General features: G+C 71.8%; 15 protein-coding genes and 1 riboswitch. Of the genes, 12 read left to right on the plus strand and 3 right to left on the minus strand.

Features of this window, described 5'->3' with window-relative positions:
- The first annotated feature begins 128 nt into the window (after positions 1-128).
- Positions 129-1,355 (plus strand): MFS transporter, encoded by a 1,227-nt coding sequence (locus tag OU416_RS05850; protein ID WP_270925775.1) that lies wholly within the window; start codon positions 129-131, stop codon positions 1,353-1,355.
- Here OU416_RS05850 and OU416_RS05855 read toward each other — a convergent pair.
- Positions 1,269-1,901: a LysE family translocator gene (locus OU416_RS05855; protein WP_270925776.1), complete on the minus strand. Its 633-nt coding sequence runs from the start codon at positions 1,899-1,901 to the stop codon at positions 1,269-1,271. The two genes, OU416_RS05850 and OU416_RS05855, sit on opposite strands and share 87 nt — an antisense overlap.
- 287 nt (positions 1,902-2,188) lie before the next feature.
- On the opposite strand from OU416_RS05855, the gene OU416_RS05860 reads away from it, so the two are divergent.
- The 3 genes from OU416_RS05860 (at position 2,189) to OU416_RS05870 (ending at position 4,314) form a co-directional block, all read left to right on the plus strand.
- Complete coding sequence (locus OU416_RS05860) at positions 2,189-2,995, plus strand: S1 family peptidase (RefSeq protein ID WP_270925777.1); 807 nt, start codon at positions 2,189-2,191, stop codon at positions 2,993-2,995.
- A 136-nt stretch (positions 2,996-3,131) separates the two neighbouring features.
- A complete protein-coding gene (locus tag OU416_RS05865) occupies positions 3,132-3,743 on the plus strand; it encodes a DUF4291 domain-containing protein (protein WP_270925778.1) in 612 nt (203 codons plus the stop codon).
- A 103-nt stretch (positions 3,744-3,846) separates the two neighbouring features.
- On the plus strand, positions 3,847-4,314 hold the full coding sequence (locus OU416_RS05870) for a GNAT family N-acetyltransferase (protein WP_270925779.1): 468 nt from the start codon (positions 3,847-3,849) through the stop codon (positions 4,312-4,314).
- A 48-nt stretch (positions 4,315-4,362) separates the two neighbouring features.
- Here OU416_RS05870 and OU416_RS05875 read toward each other — a convergent pair whose 3' ends face one another.
- Positions 4,363-5,220 (minus strand): SDR family NAD(P)-dependent oxidoreductase, encoded by an 858-nt coding sequence (locus tag OU416_RS05875; RefSeq protein ID WP_270925780.1) that lies wholly within the window; start codon positions 5,218-5,220, stop codon positions 4,363-4,365.
- Here OU416_RS05875 and OU416_RS05880 point away from each other — a divergent pair.
- Both OU416_RS05880 and OU416_RS05885 read left to right on the plus strand, forming a co-directional pair.
- Entirely contained in the window at positions 5,103-5,759 is a 657-nt protein-coding gene (locus OU416_RS05880) for a LysR family substrate-binding domain-containing protein (protein WP_270925781.1), read from the plus strand. The genes OU416_RS05875 and OU416_RS05880 overlap by 118 nt on opposite strands.
- Before the next feature lie 53 nt (positions 5,760-5,812).
- A riboswitch (cobalamin riboswitch) is annotated at positions 5,813-5,981 on the plus strand.
- 33 nt (positions 5,982-6,014) lie between these two features.
- Entirely contained in the window at positions 6,015-8,030 is a 2,016-nt protein-coding gene (locus tag OU416_RS05885) for a putative cobaltochelatase (protein ID WP_270925782.1), read from the plus strand.
- 175 nt (positions 8,031-8,205) lie between these two features.
- Here the strand turns inward: OU416_RS05885 and OU416_RS05890 are convergent, their stop codons facing one another.
- Positions 8,206-9,363 carry an MFS transporter gene (locus OU416_RS05890; protein ID WP_270925783.1) on the minus strand — a complete coding sequence of 386 codons (1,158 nt, stop codon included), beginning with the start codon at positions 9,361-9,363 and terminating at the stop codon, positions 8,206-8,208.
- Between the two features lie 250 nt (positions 9,364-9,613).
- Here OU416_RS05890 and OU416_RS05895 point away from each other — a divergent pair, with 250 nt between their 5' ends.
- The 6 genes from OU416_RS05895 (at position 9,614) to OU416_RS05920 (ending at position 15,045) form a co-directional block, all read left to right on the plus strand.
- Positions 9,614-10,024 carry a hypothetical protein gene (locus OU416_RS05895; protein ID WP_270925784.1) on the plus strand — a complete coding sequence of 137 codons (411 nt, stop codon included), beginning with the start codon at positions 9,614-9,616 and terminating at the stop codon, positions 10,022-10,024.
- A gap of 51 nt (positions 10,025-10,075) precedes the next feature.
- Positions 10,076-10,570 carry a DUF3558 domain-containing protein gene (locus tag OU416_RS05900; RefSeq protein ID WP_270925785.1) on the plus strand — a complete coding sequence of 165 codons (495 nt, stop codon included), beginning with the start codon at positions 10,076-10,078 and terminating at the stop codon, positions 10,568-10,570.
- Positions 10,571-10,608: 38 nt separating this feature from the next.
- Positions 10,609-12,081: a PPE domain-containing protein gene (locus tag OU416_RS05905; protein WP_270925786.1), complete on the plus strand. Its 1,473-nt coding sequence runs from the start codon at positions 10,609-10,611 to the stop codon at positions 12,079-12,081.
- Between the two features lie 75 nt (positions 12,082-12,156).
- Positions 12,157-12,945 carry an ESX secretion-associated protein EspG gene (locus OU416_RS05910; protein ID WP_270925787.1) on the plus strand — a complete coding sequence of 263 codons (789 nt, stop codon included), beginning with the start codon at positions 12,157-12,159 and terminating at the stop codon, positions 12,943-12,945.
- A gap of 142 nt (positions 12,946-13,087) precedes the next feature.
- Complete coding sequence (gene cobO / locus OU416_RS05915) at positions 13,088-13,702, plus strand: cob(I)yrinic acid a,c-diamide adenosyltransferase (RefSeq protein ID WP_270925788.1); 615 nt, start codon at positions 13,088-13,090, stop codon at positions 13,700-13,702.
- Positions 13,696-15,045 carry a cobyrinate a,c-diamide synthase gene (locus OU416_RS05920; RefSeq protein ID WP_270925789.1) on the plus strand — a complete coding sequence of 450 codons (1,350 nt, stop codon included), beginning with the start codon at positions 13,696-13,698 and terminating at the stop codon, positions 15,043-15,045. Before cobO ends, OU416_RS05920 begins: the two co-directional genes overlap by 7 nt.
- Positions 15,046-15,256 lie beyond the last annotated feature (211 nt).

Genomic DNA, 15,256 nt, shown 5'->3' on the forward strand with positions numbered 1-15,256 from the left:
CCGCAGCGTACGAAGCGCGGGCGCCGGAATCGCGGGGGAATCTCCGCGCGAGGCGAGGATCACGGCCGCGTTCACGAATCCTGAACGGCTGGTGCGGTGGTACACCCCGGCGGCTTAGAACGACTGCTGTGCAGAACAAGTGGTTGCCCGCAGCGTTCCTGATGACCGCGGCGGGCTGGGGTGCGAATCAGTTCTCGCCGCTGCTGGGCGCCTACCAGCACGACCTGGGACTGTCCGCCAACGCGACGACGGGCCTGCTCGCGCTCTACGTGGTCGGCCTGCTGCCGGGCCTGCTGCTCGGCGGCCCGCTGGCCGACCGGCGGGGACGGCGCCCGGTCGTCCTCGCCGCGGTCGTGGTCAACGCCGTGGCGACGGTGGCGCTCATGCTCGGCGTGGACCTGGCCGCCTGGCTGGTGGTGGGGCGGTTGCTGACCGGCCTGAGCACGGGTGCGGTGCTGGCCGCGGGCAGTGCGTGGGTCCGGGAGCTGTCGCACCCGCCGTTCGGGACGGCGGTCGAGGACGGTGCCGGTGCGCGCCGGGCCGGGGTGATGCTCTCGATGGGCTTCAGCGTCAGCGGTCTGGTGTCCGCTCTGATCGCGCAGTGGGGGCCGCATCCGCTGGTCATCGCGTACCTGCCGCACCTGCTGCTGTCCGCGGCCGGTGTGGTGCTGGCGCTGTCCTGCCCGGAGACGCGCTCCGCCGGGAGCGATTCCGGAGCGCGCGGCGGTGGGATCGGGGATCCGCGGTTCCGGCGTCTCGTGCTGCCCGTCGCGCCGTGGGTGTTCGTCGGGCCGACGGTCGCGTTCGGGACGCTTCCCGGCCTGGTGACCAGCGACCTGCCGGGTCTTGAGACGGTCTACGCCGGTGTCACCGCACTGATCACGCCGGGGCTCGGGGCGGTCGTGCAGCCGATCGCGCGCCGGGTCGCCCAGCGCGGCGAGCGCGTTCCGGCCGTCGTCGGGCTCCTGGTGCTCGCGGCCGGGCTCGCGCTGGCGGCGGCCTCGGTGCTGTGGGAGATGCCGTGGTGGGCGCTGGTGGCCTGCCTGCTGATGGGCACCGGGTACGGGTTCAGCGTGACCTTCTGCCTGACCGTGGTGGGCCGGATCGCCGGGCCTGCCGGGCTGGCCCGGCTCACCGCCGTGTTCTGGTGCATCGCCTACCTCGGCTTCTGCACGCCGTTGGCGATCAGCCTGCTCGCCCCGGTGGCCTCGGCGCAGGTCCTGCTGCTCGTGCTGGTCGGCCTCGCGCTGATCACCTGCGCGGCGGTGTCAGCCGGCGACCAGCCCGACCGAGATGGTCAGGAACGCCGCCGCGCTGACCACATCCAGCGACTTCGAGACTCGGGGGTTCTGTAGCCGGTCGGCGATCTTCGCGGCGCCGAGCACCATCGAGGCCTCCCAGACCAGGGCCAGCACCAGGAACACCACGCCGAGCATCACCAGCTGCAGCGCGGGCTGCGCGGCGGAGCCCACGAACTGCGGCAGGAAAGCCAGGCTGAACAGCAGCATCTTCGGGTTGGTGAGGTTGCTGAACAGGCCGCGCAGGTAGGGGTTGGAGTTGTCCACCGGCGGTCCGCTGAGCGTGCCCTCGGCGGTCTTCTTCCTGGTCAGCCACAGTCCGCGCAGGATCGAGACGGCCAGGTAGACCAGGTAGGCGGCGCCGATCCACTTCAGCGTGGACAGCACTGCGGGGTGGCTGGTGACCAGGGCGCCGAGCCCGGAGATCACCAGCGCCACCTGCAGGATGCTCGCGGTGTGGATCCCGGCCAGCGCGAGCATTCCGGCCCGGCGACCGCGGTTGAGCGAGGTCCGCAGCAGCAGGAAGACGTCGACGCCGGGAGTCAGCACGACCACCACGCTCGCCACCAGGAAGGCGGGCAACGGGGTCAGGTCCACGAGCACGGTTCCTCCTCCAGGGCAGCACAAAGGTGCTGATCACTTGATCGGGTTGGATCTGTCACCTGTTCAGGCGCAGTTCGCGGACCCGGTGCAGGGAGGTGCTCCGGGTCCGTGGCGACGCGGGAAGGATGAGCGGCGGTCGACAGTGACGCACTCCGTAAAATTTCCCGGTGTCATCTATCTTAACGAAATATTTTCCTGAAACCGTGTGAGTTGCGCCTCGTAATGTTCCGGTGCCCGAGTGACTACGGTGTGCCGTCGGCAAGATCGGCGACAGTGGGAGGCCCGACGTGGCGCGTGGCAGGACCGGAACCGCAGTGCGGCGGCTCGTGATCACCGGTGCGGTGGCGGCGCTGGCCGGGATGCAGCCGTCGGCGGCGGGCGCGGCGGAAGACCCGCAGGCGCGGGTGCTCGGCGGCACCGAGGCCACGACCGAGGAAGCCCCGTGGCTGGTCGCCCTGGCCGACGACCAGGGCCGCCAGTTCTGCGGCGGCACGCTGCTGACCCCGGTGAAGGTGGTCACGGCTGCGCACTGCATGCAGGAGCCGCTCACCGGCGGCCCGCGCGAGCCGCAGCGGCTGCGCGCGATCGCCGGCCGCACCGACCTGAGCACCGCCGACGGCACGGTCGCCGAGGTGGACCGGGTCTGGGTGCACCCGGGCTTCCGCGGCTACACCAGCGGCGACGACGTGGCGGTCCTGACGCTGCGCCGGCCGATGCCCCAGCCGCTGCTGGAGGTGGTCGACCAGGGCGAGACCGAGCCCTACCGGCCCGGCACGGTCGGCCGCGTCTACGGCTGGGGCAAGACCAGCGAATCGGGACGGCCGTCGACGACCCTGCGCGCGGTGGACGTCCCGGTCACGACCGACGAGGCCTGCCGCGCCGCCTACCCGAACTACGACCCGCGGAGCATGTTCTGCGCCGGAGTGCCCGAAGGCGGCCGCGACGCGTGCGCCGGGGACTCGGGCGGCCCGATCGTGGCGGACAACCGCCTGATCGGGGTCGTCTCCTACGGCACCGGTTGCGGCCGGCCGAACACGCCGGGCGTCTACACCCGCCTGTCCAGCTACGCCGACGAGCTCGCCGCGCAGCTCTGAGAGCACTGTCGGCGGATGCCGTCTTGGAGTGCGCACGCAGGTTCCGCCAAGCGACCGTCCGCGCAACGCGACCACCAACGGGCTTCGGTGGGAAAACCGGTTGAAGCGCCGCTCGGCCTGACGGAGGCTGAGCGGTGTGAAAGATCGGGAAAGCACCGAATATCGCGCCGTCCGGGCGCAGCACACGGCGACGTCCATCACGGTCTACCAGGCCTACTCGGCGGAGATCGCCGACGCGGCCTTGGCGGCCGGGACGTTCGCGCCGCCGTTCAAGCGCGAGCGCATGACGTGGATCAAGCCGTCGTTCCGGTGGATGGCCTACCGCTGCGGCTGGGCGACCAAGCCGAACCAGGAGCGCGTGCTCGCCGTCGAGATCACCCGCGAGGGCTTCGAGCGGGCGCTCGAGCACGCCAGCCTGAGCCACTTCGAACCGGACACCCACGGCACCCGCGAGCAGTGGGCGGAGCAGCAGCGGACGAGCCCGGTCCGGGTCCAGTGGGACCCGGAACGAGACCTCCACCTCCGGCCGCTGGGGCACCGCTCCATCCAAATAGGACTCGGCGGCGAAGCGGTGCACCACTACGTGGACGACTGGATCGTCGCCCTCACCGACGTGACCCCGGCGATGCGCGAGACGGCGGAGCTGGTGGCGGCAGGAGACCTCGAAGCGGCCCGGGCGAGCCTGCCGAAGGAAGACCCGTACCCGCTGCCGGAGAACATCGCCCGCCGCCTCGGTGCCACCGGATGACCACGAGCCCGCGTCGGGACTGCTCCCGCCGGGGGAGTGGCGTTGACTACTCCGGTGCAGGTGAATGCGGGTTTCGAGACCCCGTTGTGATATCCAAGTAGGGATGACCCTCCAGCCGCTCGCGACCGCCGTCCACCGCGCCTACACCGCGGACCTGGACGCCGAGGACTTCTACCGGATGCTGCGCCTGCGCGTCGACGTGTTCATCGTCGAGCAGGAGTGCCCGTACCCGGAGCTGGACGGGCGCGACCTGGAGGCGACCACCCGGCACTTCTGGATCGACTCCGCCGACGGGTACGTCCTGGGCTACCTGCGGCTGCTGGAAGATCCCGACGGCACGTTCCGGATCGGGCGGGTGTGCACCGCCAAGTCCGCGCGCGGGCTCGGCCTGGCGCGCAAGCTGATGCGCGCCGCCGTCGCCGAGGTGCAGCACGCGCCCGCGGTGCTCGCCGCGCAGACCTACGCCACGGAGTTCTACCGCTCCTTCGGGTTCGCCGAGGACGGCGAGGAGTACCTCGAGGACGGCATCCCGCACATCGACATGCGCCGGGAACCGCGCCGCCGGGCGTAGCTCGCGTTCGGTTCCACGACAGCGGCCCGAAAAGCGCCCGCCGCCGCGTCATCCGGCGTCGAACGCCGTGTCGCGGGGGACCTCCTCCCACGCGGCGAGCTCGTCCCGCACCGAATCCAGGTGCCCGACGAGGGCGTCGACCGCGTCGCCGCCGAGAGCGAGCCGCAGCGGGGTGTTCTCGGTGTTCAGCGCCAGCTGGATCGCCGCCGCGGCTTTCGCCGGATCCCCGGGTTGCGCGCCGTCGCCGCCCCGCACCGCGTTCCTGGTGGCGCCGACCTTCTCCGCGTACACCGGGTTCTCCGCGGAGAAGTGGGCCGCGCTCTTGCCGAACAGGTTGGTGCGGAAGGCACCGGGTTCCACGATCAGCACCTTGATGCCGAACGGCGCCACCTCGTCGGCCAGGCCCTCGGACAGCTGCTCCAGCGCCGCCTTGGTCGCGCTGTACGCGGAGAACCCGGCGAAGGACAGCTGCCCGCCGAGGCTGCTCATGTTCACGATCGATCCGCTGCCCCGCTCCCGCATCTGCGGCAGCAGCGCCCGGGTCAGCCGGGCCGGGCCGAACACGTGCAGCTCGAACAGGTCGCGCAGTTCCTGGTCGGTGGTCTCCTCGAACGCCCCGACCTGCGTGCGCCCGGCGTTGTTCACCAGCACGTCCACCCGTCCGTAGCGGGCGAGCACGTCGGCGGCCACCGCGTCGACCCGCTCGCCGTCGGTGACGTCGAGGGCGATCGCCTCCACCCGGTCCGGGTGCGCGGCGACCAGGTCGGCCAGCGCCCCGGTCCGGCGGGGTGGAGGACGCGAAGGCCGCCGAGCAGCACACCCTGGTGATCGGCATGTCCACCAGCCCGGGCCGCGGGTTGCTGCCCGCCCTGCGGACCCGGCTGGCAACCCTGTGCCCGAGCGCACGACCCGTTCTGCGGCAGGTCGGCTGGGCCGACCCCAGCGCCGGACTGGCCGACGGATCCAGCGATGTCGCGTTCGTCTGGTTACCGCTCCCCGACGGTGATCGCTACCGGTACGAGGTGGTGGCCCGGGAACCGCGCCTCGTGGCGCTGCCGCACGATCACGCCTCGGCGGCCCGTGCCGCAGCCGATCCCGATGGCGCGGTGGACTTCGCCGATCTCCTCGACGAGCCGTTCCTCGCGTTGCCGCCCGAGGCCGGGCCGCTGCGGGACCACTGGTTGGCCTTGGACGCGCGGGGTGGTCGCGCACCCCGGATCGGCGGGGTGGTGGCCAGCGCGGAGGAGACCCACGAGGCGGTCGCCAACGGACAGGGGGTGGTGCTGCTGGCAGCGGGCAACGCGCCGATCGTCGTCCGGGACGAGGTGATCGCAGTCCCGGTCCGCGGCATCTCCCCGTCGCGCCTGGCGGTGGCCGCCCGCGAGGACGACGACCGGCCGGCGGTGCTGGCCTACCTGGCGGCGGCGAAGATCGGCGCCCGCTAGTGGTGCGCGTCTCGCCCGGTTGGTCCACCGCGCCGGGTCTGCGACGATGCTCCATGATCCGAATGCAAGGGGTGCGGCAGGAAGCCGGTGCGAATCCGGCACGGTCGGCGCCACTGTGACCGGGGAGCGGCCCTCCCCCGAGAGCCACCGGGGCGACCTGGGAAGGCCGGAGGGGCGCGGAGATCCGGGAGTCAGGACACTGCACCCCCTTGTTCCCGCCACCGGGGCGTCCGCACCCCGAGGAAGGAACCCGGCATGACCGCTGTTCCGCGCTTCCCCTTCTCAGCCGTCGTCGGCCACGACGATCTGCGGCTGGCGCTGCTGCTCAACGCCGTGCACCCGCGCATCGGCGGCGTGCTGGTGCGAGGTGAGAAGGGCACGGCGAAATCCACCGTGGTGCGCGCGCTCGCCTCGCTGCTGCCGCCGCTGGACGTGATCGCCGACTGCCGCTTCGGGTGCGCCCCGGCCGGCCCCGACCCGCAGTGCCCGGACGGGCCGCACGACTCGGCCGCGGCGCAGCGCCCGGCGCAGCTCGTCGAACTGCCGGTGGGCGCCACCGAGGACCGCCTGATCGGTTCGCTCGACCTGGAGCGGGCGCTGACCGAGGGCGTCCGCGCCTTCCAACCCGGTCTGCTCGCCGCCGCCCACCGCGGCGTGCTCTACGTCGACGAGGTCAACCTGCTGCACGACCACCTGGTCGACCTGCTGCTGGACGCCGCCGCGATGGGCCGCGCGCACGTCGAGCGGGAAGGCGTTTCGATCTCGCACGCGGCGTCGTTCCTGCTGGTGGGGACGATGAACCCGGAGGAGGGCGAGCTGCGGCCGCAGCTGCTCGACCGGTTCGGCCTCACCGTGCACGTCGCGGCGTCGCGGGAAGTCGCGACCCGCACCGAGGTGGTCCGCCGCAGGCTGGCCTTCGAAGCCGACCCGGCCGGGTTCGCCGCGAAGTGGGCCGAGGCCGACGCGGAACTCGCCGAGAGCATCCGCATCGCGCGCGACCGGGTCTCGCAGGTGGAGCTGCCGGACGCCGAGCTCCGCCGGATCTCCGCGCTGTGCGCGTCCTTCGACGTCGACGGGATGCGCGCCGACCTCGTGCTCGCCCGCACCGCGGTCGCGCACGCGGCCTGGCGCGGAGCCGACGCGGTCGCGGCGGAGGACGTCGAGGCGGCCGCCCGGCTCGCACTGCCGCACCGGCGCCGCCGGGACCCCTTCGACGAGCCCGGCATGGCCGAGGACCAGCTGGAACAGGCGCTCGCCGAGGCGGCGGAGCACGCCGAGGACGACGGGCCGGAGCCGCCGGAAGGGCCGGACGGCCCGGACGGTGGCGGGCAGGCTCCGACGGAGCCGACGGAGCCGTCCGGCGGAGGCGGCGCGGAGGAGCGCAGCGACGGGCGCGCGCCGGCGGACAAGGCGCCGGCGGCGCCGACGCCGGCGTTCCGGGCGCGGCTGCTGGAGGTGCCGGGGCTCGGCGACGGGGCGCCGGGACGGCGCTCGCGATCGCGGTCGCGGAGCGGCCGGACGACTCGCGCATCCACAGTGGAGGGACATGGCATTCACGTGGCGGCGACCTTGGCGGCCGCTGCGCCGCACCAGGTCGCGCGGGGGCGCAGCGGTCCGGGCCTGGTGCTGCGGTCCGACGACCTGCGGCGCGGCATCCGGGAAGGGCGCGAGGGCAACCTGGTGCTGTTCGCGGTGGACGCCTCCGGGTCGATGGCCGCCAGGGAGCGGATGTCCGCGGTCAGCGGCGCGGTGCTGTCGTTGCTCCGGGACGCCTACCAGCGGCGGGACAAGGTCGGGGTGGTGACGTTCCGGGGCGCTTCGGCGGAGCTCGCCCTGCCCCCGACGTCCTCTGTGGACATCGCGGCGGCCCGGATGCGCGGGCTGCGCACGGGCGGCCGCACCCCGCTCGCCGACGGGCTGCTGCAGGTGCAGCGGGTGGTGCAGCGCGAGCAGCTGCGTGATCCGCAGCGCCGCGCGCTGGTCGTGCTGCTCACCGACGGGAAGGCCACCGTGGCGGTGGATTCCGGGCTGAGCGGCCGGGATCGGGCGCAGCGCGCGGTGGCCGACGCGCTGCGGGCCGCCGAGCTGGTGGCCGGGACCGGCGCCGCGTCGATCGTCGTGGACTGCGAGAACGGGATGGTCCGGCTGGGCCTGGCAGCCAAGCTGGCCGCCGCCCTCGGTGGTCCGTGCCTGCGGCTCGAAGAGCTCTCCGCGGAGAACGTCGCGGGCGTGGTCCGGGCTGTCCGGGATGAACGCCCGCAGGCCGCTTGATCTCGTTTTGGTTACGAGATTGCAGATTGCGAGTACCGACCCACTGGTCGGATTGGTACGGTGACTGCCGTCCACCTGACCCCCAGGGGTGGACTTGCGAAGCGCCCCCGCGCTCCCGGCGACCCCCAGGCCGGTCGAGTGCGGGGGCTCTTTTTGCGCCGGATTTCCGCAGTTCTCACGCGGGCGAGGTGCGCGACCGGTAGTGGCGGTGGCAGGCGGCCGCGGTGATCAGCAGCGGGACCGCGACGGTTGCCGCGGTGCCGAAGAGCAGTGCGTAGGAGCCGTTTTCGGCGAAGGGGCCTGCTGCTGCCGCTGCCGTTGCGCTGCCGAGGAACAGGGCGGAGGCGAACAGCGCCATCGCCAGGCCGCGGGCTTCGGGCACCACCGAGGTGGCCCAGGTCTGCAGCGACGAGTGCATGAACGACCAGCCGCCACCGAGCAGCAGCGCCGTGACCACCACCGCCGCGATGTCGGTCCGCAGCGCCACGACCAGGTAGCCCGCCGCCATCGAAGAACCACCGATCGCGATCAGCTGCCACACCGCCAGCCGCCGCCCCAGCGCCTTGACCACGCGGGAGAACACCCACACGCCGATGCCGTAGGTGGCGGCGGCCAAACCCGCCACGGCGACGTCGACGCCGCGGTGCACCAGCGCCGACGGCAGGAACGTCAGGATGCCCAGCAGCACCGCGCCTTCCACGAAGACCAGCCCGAACACCAGCAGCGCCCAGCGATTCGTCAGCACCGTGGTCAGGTGCTTGCGCACGCCGCCGACCTGAGCGCGCTCGGGCTCGGGGAGCCTGCCGATCAGCGCGGCGCACAGCACGGCGCACACCGCCGGGATCGCGAAAACCACCCGCCAGTCCAGGAAACTCGCGAGCACGCCGCCGACCGCGGTGGCCATGGCGGTGCCCAGCGCCGAGGCGGCCATGAGATCGGAGAGCGCGCCCTGCCGCAGCTCCGGGGAAACCGTGTCGCCGACGTAGGTCAGCGAGGACGGAACGATGGCGCCCATGCACCCGCCCGCGATCGCGCGTGCGATGACCAGCGCGACCAGGTTCGGCGCCAGCGCGGAGGCGATGCCCGCGACCGCCGCGCCCAGCAGCGTGCCGCGCATGACGACGATGCGCCCGAACCGGTCCGACAGCATCCCCCACACCGGCTGCATGAGGCCGTAGGCGAGGAAGTAGCCGCTGGCGGCGCCGACGGCCGAGGCCAGCGGGACCTGCATCCCGAACGCGATCAGCACCAGCATCGGAGCGGCCGAGAAGCGGTCGAAGTTGGAGATGAGGGTGGCGGCGGAAAGCACCAGAGGTGGCCTGGTGGACGACATCGGACGACTCCTCCGGTGTGGGGCCCGTCCATGTTCGCGGACGCGCGCGCCGCGAGATCAGTGATCTAGACCACTTCGGGGTCGTGGTGAAGCGCGTTGCCTCCTCGGGTGGAGCGGGGGTTGCTCCGTTGGGGTGCGATTTGCGCGGTGGGTTGCTAAATCGCCTCGGACTGACCTACGCGCGAGGAAGCTGGTGCTAGGTTCTGATCCGTTTGAGGACGGGCCGGACATACCTGGGGGTGGTGCTCCGATGGCGGAGGCTTTTGGTTCGGTGGGCGGGGCGATCGGAGGACTCGCTGCGTCGAACGACGCGATGCAGGGAATCATCAGCGCGTCCAACAGCGGTTCGTTCACGGTCACGCCCGAGGCGGGCGATGAACTGATCAAGATCTTCGAGAATCTCGAGGACGAGCTGCGGAACATGGATTCCGACCTCGACGCGCTGTCCAGGAAGACACCGCTGGGTGACAGTCCCGCCGGGCAGGCGATCGCCACGTTCAACAACGAGGTCGCAGCCGGTCAAGACGGTCGTTCTTACCAGGAAATGATCAAGCAGATGCAGGACCGGGTGCCACAGGTGATCGAGGCGATCAAAAAGGGCATTCAGCTGTACCAAGAGGTCGATGAGGGCAACGCTGGCAGCGTCAGCGGGCTGAACTAGAACGGAGTTCATCAAGTGCGCAGGACGATGTTGCACTCTGCCGTTGGTGTCGTGGCCGGGGTGCTGCTGCTGTCGGCATGCGGTTCGGGCGCTACGACGCCTCCGGCCGAGCCTTCCACGGGCGAGCAGGCGACTTCCGAAGCGGCGAGCCCCGTTGGGAACCTGGATCCGTGTCAGTTGCTCACCGATGACGACGTGGCGCCCTTCAGCCCGAAGAAGGCCGGGGAACGTCGTGATGTGGCCGGTTCACCTGGTTGCCGCTGGACCCTCGATGCGGGACTCATCGCGGTCGCTGTGCACCCGGACAGGTCTCTGGATCAGTTGAACATCGATGGCGAGCAGGTGGAAGACACCACGCTCGGTGGACGACGGGCGAAACTGGTCAAGCCGGCTGCGGGCGAGGGCAAGTGCGAGCTCCTCGTCGAGATCAGCGATTCAACCGCTGCCGGGATCTCCGCGAACATGGATGACGACAACAACGAATCGGCTTGCCAGGTGGTGAACCAGGTTTCGCCCTTGGTCGAGGCCAAACTTCCGAAGAGCTGAAGAAGCAGTCGAGAACTTAAAAGGAATTGGGGGAAGTCATGACGTCGCCGCCGGGTGGTGGAAACGAGTACATCGCCGATGTCGAGCACCAGGCGTACGAGCAGGGGCAGGAGAAGTATTCGGGCGTCTCCGACGTCTGGCTGGTCGGTGATGCGCTGAACCGGGCCCTCTCGCAGTCCTATGCCGAGCAGGAAGCCGCGAAGTACGGGCAGGAGCAGGCGCAGACGCTGGCTTCCGATCAGGAACTGCGGGACAAGCCCGGAGCTCTCGGCAACACCCACTACCTCTCCTTCGAGCACAAGGAGATGGATCGGTTCGTCAAGGAGAACTTCGATCCGACCGCGGTGCACGACGTCGGCCGCATCTACCACGGGCACGGCGCGAAGTTCCTGGACTTCGCCGACCAGATCAGCAAGGCGGCGGGGAAGACGGAGCAGACCTGGCAGGGGGAGGCCGGTGATGCGATGCGCAAGCAGGTCGGGCAGCTGGCCCAGCACATGTCGCACTCCGGGAACGCCGCTCAGCTGACCGCCAACCAGATCGGCATGCAGGCCGAGGCCGGGGAGCGGGCCAAGAACTCGATGCCCGAGGTCGTCGAGTTCGACATGAAGCAGGAGCTCAAGAACTACTTCTCCGATCCCAACCCGTTCACCGCGATCAGCCGGGCGAACGACATCGTGGAGAAGCAGGAGAAGAGCCAGGCCGCGCACGCCGAGGCCGCCCAGGTCATGTCGACCATGGAGGGCGACTTCGGGCAGGCCGCGGCGCAGACCCCCGCTTTCGTGCCCGCGCCGCGGGGACCGGAGGAGGTCGGGCCGCCGCCGGAGTCCCGTCGGCCGATCGGGTCGGTCGACCCGTCCACCAGCGTTTCGAACACGCCCTCCAGCACCCAGTCCGCTTGGGCGAGTCCGACGGGGCAGGGCAGCGGATCCGGCAGCTCCTCGGTTCCGCCGCCGCCTCCGTCGCCCAGCCAGACGAACGCCGTGTGGCAGCAGACGCCCACGGGCTCTGGTGGCGGGTCCGACACCCGGTGGAATCCGCAGACCGGGCAGTGGGAGCGGCGCAACCCCTACAACGGGAACTGGGCTCCGCTTCCGCCTGGCCAGCAGCGGCCCGGGCCCGGTGGCGGCCTGGGACGACCGGGCGGTCCGCCCGGCGGTTCCGGTGGCATGGGCCGTCCCGGTGGTGGCGGCGGTGCTGGTGGTGCCGGCCGGCTCGGTGGCATGGGCGGTGTCGGTGGTGCCGGCAACCAGCTCGGTGCCGGTGGTCGTGCCGGTGTCGGCGGGCTCGGTGCCGCGGGCAGCGCCGGGGTCGGCGGCGGTGCTGCCGGTGGCGCCGGTGCGGCCGGTGGTCGTGGTGGTGCCGGGATGGGCGCTGGGGCCGCGGGTCGCGGTCAGGGCGGCAATTCCGAGGAGGACAACGAGCACGAGAGCAAGTACGTGCTCGACACCGACGAGGCTTGGGACGACCTCGGGCTGCCGAAGGTCGCACCGCCGGTCTTCGGCGAGTAACTTCAACTGTTCCGCTCGATTTCCCGGGAAAACCGATGTTTTTCCGGGAATCGACGCGTGCCCACAGGGGGAATGGTGATCAATTCGTTCACTCTGTCCGCCGAATCGGTGGACATCCTCAGCGAGGACCTGCGGCTCAACCTGCGGCAGCCTCCGTTCGAGATCCCGCACTTCAGCGCCACGCTCGACGAGCGCGCCCGGCTCCGCAAGAGCGTCTGGGCGGATCTGGAGCAGCGCCGCCTCGCCGATCGCGGCCGGGCCGAGCCGGAGCTCGAACAGGCGTTGAACCTGCTGCACCGCTCGGAGGTCTCGGTGGCGGTGACCTCCTACGACGGCCGGTCGGACACCGTCTTCCGGGCTCGCGTGGTCGCGGGCGGGCGGACCGGAGTGGTCGCGATCCAGGACGAGCGGGGCGTGCGGGTCGAGTTCGTCGACGTCCGGGGGCTGGCGCGGGTCTGCGTCGGGCTGCTGCCGGAAGCGCCCGCGGGCAAGCTCGACACCGCCACCATCTCCGTCGCCGGTGAGCAGAAGCCGCGGCCCGAACCCAACGCCGAACCGGATTCCTGGCTCGCCGCCGCGCAGCCCGGCACTTCCGGTCGCGGTGGCGGGGACATGCGCAAGGTGGAGCGGATCATGGCGCTGCCGGTGCGCGGCGTCGGCTACTTCGTGGTGACCGGGGTCGACGCGGGCGGCAAGCAGGTCCGGCTCCCGGCGGTCGGCTGGCGGGACACCGAGGAGGGCCGCTACAGCGTCACCACCCGCCAGAACCACGACGGCCAGCGCTGGAACACCTTCAGCCCGGCGGACAAGCCGCGGCTGGCCCGCTACCTCGACGAACAGCTGGCGGCGTTCCGGCAGCGGTGAGGGGCCCGTGAGCGTTTCGGGGCGTGATAGCACCCCGAAACGCTCACGGACCCACCTGCGCAACCGGCGCCCGCCCGCGCAACCCGCCCCTGCGCCGGGCTGCTGCATCGGGGCCCGCGACCGAATTGGTTAGGGTCTGGGCATGCCTCAGGGACAGCCTTCCAGCGTGCCGAACGACGGACTCACCACCCGCCAGCGCCGCAACCGGCCGCTGGTCGTGGTGCACACCGGTGAGATGAAGGGCAAGTCCACCGCCGCGTTCGGGCTCGCCCTGCGCGGCTGGAACCAGGGCTGGTCGATCGGCGTGTTCCAGTTCGTCAAGTCCGCGAAGTGGCGCGTCGGCGAGGAATCCGCGTTCCGCGCGCTGGGGCGGTTGCACGAGGAGACCGGCGAGGGCGGCCCGGTCGAGTGGCACAAGATGGGCGAGGGCTGGTCCTGGGCGCGCAAGAAGGGCAGCGAGGAGGACCACGCCGCCGCCGCGCTGGAGGGCTGGCGCGAGATCGCGCGCCGGATCAGCGGCGAGCAGCACGGCATGTACGTGCTCGACGAGTTCACCTACCCGCTGCACTGGGGCTGGATCGACGTCGACGAGGTGGTCGCCGCCCTGCGCGACCGCCCCGGCCACCAGCACGTCGTGATCACCGGCCGCTACGCGCCGCAGGCGCTCCTGGACGCCGCCGACCTCGTCATGGAGGCCACCAAGGTCAAGCACCCGATGGACGACGGCCAGAAGGGCCAGAAGGGCATCGAGTGGTGACCGGTTCCGCCCGGGTGGTGATCGCGGCGCCGGCTTCCGGGCAGGGGAAGACGACCGTGGCGACCGGGTTGCTCGGGGCGCTGCGGCAGCGCGGGACCGATGTCGCGCCGTTCAAGGTCGGGCCGGACTACATCGATCCCGGCTACCACCGGATCGCCGCCGGGCGGCCGGGGCGGAACCTGGATCCGGTGCTGGTCGGGGAGGAGCGGATCGGGCCGCTGTTCCGGCACGGGGCGGCGGAGCTGTCCGTGGTGGAAGGCGTGATGGGGCTGTTCGACGGCCGCATCGGTTCCGGTGACGGGCTGGCGGCCGGGTCCACCGCGCACGTGGCGCAGCTGCTCGACGCGCCGGTCGTGCTGGTGGTCGACGCGCGGGGGCAGAGCCACAGCCTCGCCGCGCTGCTGCACGGCTTCCGCGGCTACCGGCCTGAGGTCCGGGTCGCCGGCGTGATCCTGAACCGCGTCGGTTCGCCGCGCCACGAGGAGGTGCTGCGCGATGCCGCGGCGGCCGCCGGGCTGCCGGTGCTCGGTGCCATCCCGCGCGCCGACGACCTCGCCGTGCCGTCCCGGCACCTCGGGCTCGTCACCGCTGTCGAGCACGGCACGGATGCGGTCCGCGCGGTCGACGCGATGACGGAAATCGTTGCCAGGTCGGTGGATCTCGACGCCATCGCCGAGATCGCGCGGTCGGCGCCGGAGCTGCCGGGGCCCGCCTGGAACCCGCGGGACGAGGTGGCGCCGCAGGGTTCGCCGGTGATCGCGGTGGCCGGTGGCCGGGCGTTCACCTTCGCCTACGCCGAGCACGTCGAACTGCTCGAAGCCGCTGGTGCCCGGATCGCCGTCGTGGATCCGCTCAACGACGAGCGGCTGCCCGAGGGCGCTGCGGGCTTGGTGCTGCCGGGCGGGTTCCCGGAGCAGCACGCGGCCGAGCTGTCCGCGAACATCGCGCTGCGCCGGGAAGTCGCCGCGTTCGCCGCCGGCGGGGCGCCGGTGCACGCCGAGTGCGGCGGGCTGCTGTACCTGGCCCAGGAGCTGGACGGGCATCCGCTGTGCGGGGTGCTCGACGCGCGGGCGCGGATGTCGCCGCGCCTGACGCTCGGTTACCGGGACGCCGTGGCCGCTGCCGATTCCGCGCTGTTCGCGGAAGGTTCGCGGGTGAGCGGGCACGAGTTCCACCGCACCGTTCTGGAACCCGCCGCCGGAGCCCCCGCGTGGTTCTGGCGGAGCGGCGCGGGACCGCAGCGCGAGGGCTTCGTCGACCGCGGCGTGCACGCCTCCTACTTGCACACCCATCCCGCCGGGCAGCCCGGCTCCGTCGAGCGGTTCGTGGCGCGGTGCGCGTGATCAGGACGGCAGGGTGGGCTTCGCCACTCGATGCTCTGGGCCCGCACGGTCGGCCTAGCGCGGTTACCGAACGAGGTCGTGCTGCTCGCCGCTTCGATGCAGGTGATCACCGGTTCGAGGCCCTGCGGCACGGCCGCATCACGTGCCGTGACAGGCGCTGCGCGGGACGTGACCGCGCTGGGGGAGGGGCCGTGGCCACGCGGTACGGTCA

It is taken from the genome of Saccharopolyspora indica, from assembly GCF_027853965.1.
GTDB classification, from domain to species: domain Bacteria; phylum Actinomycetota; class Actinomycetes; order Mycobacteriales; family Pseudonocardiaceae; genus Saccharopolyspora; species Saccharopolyspora indica.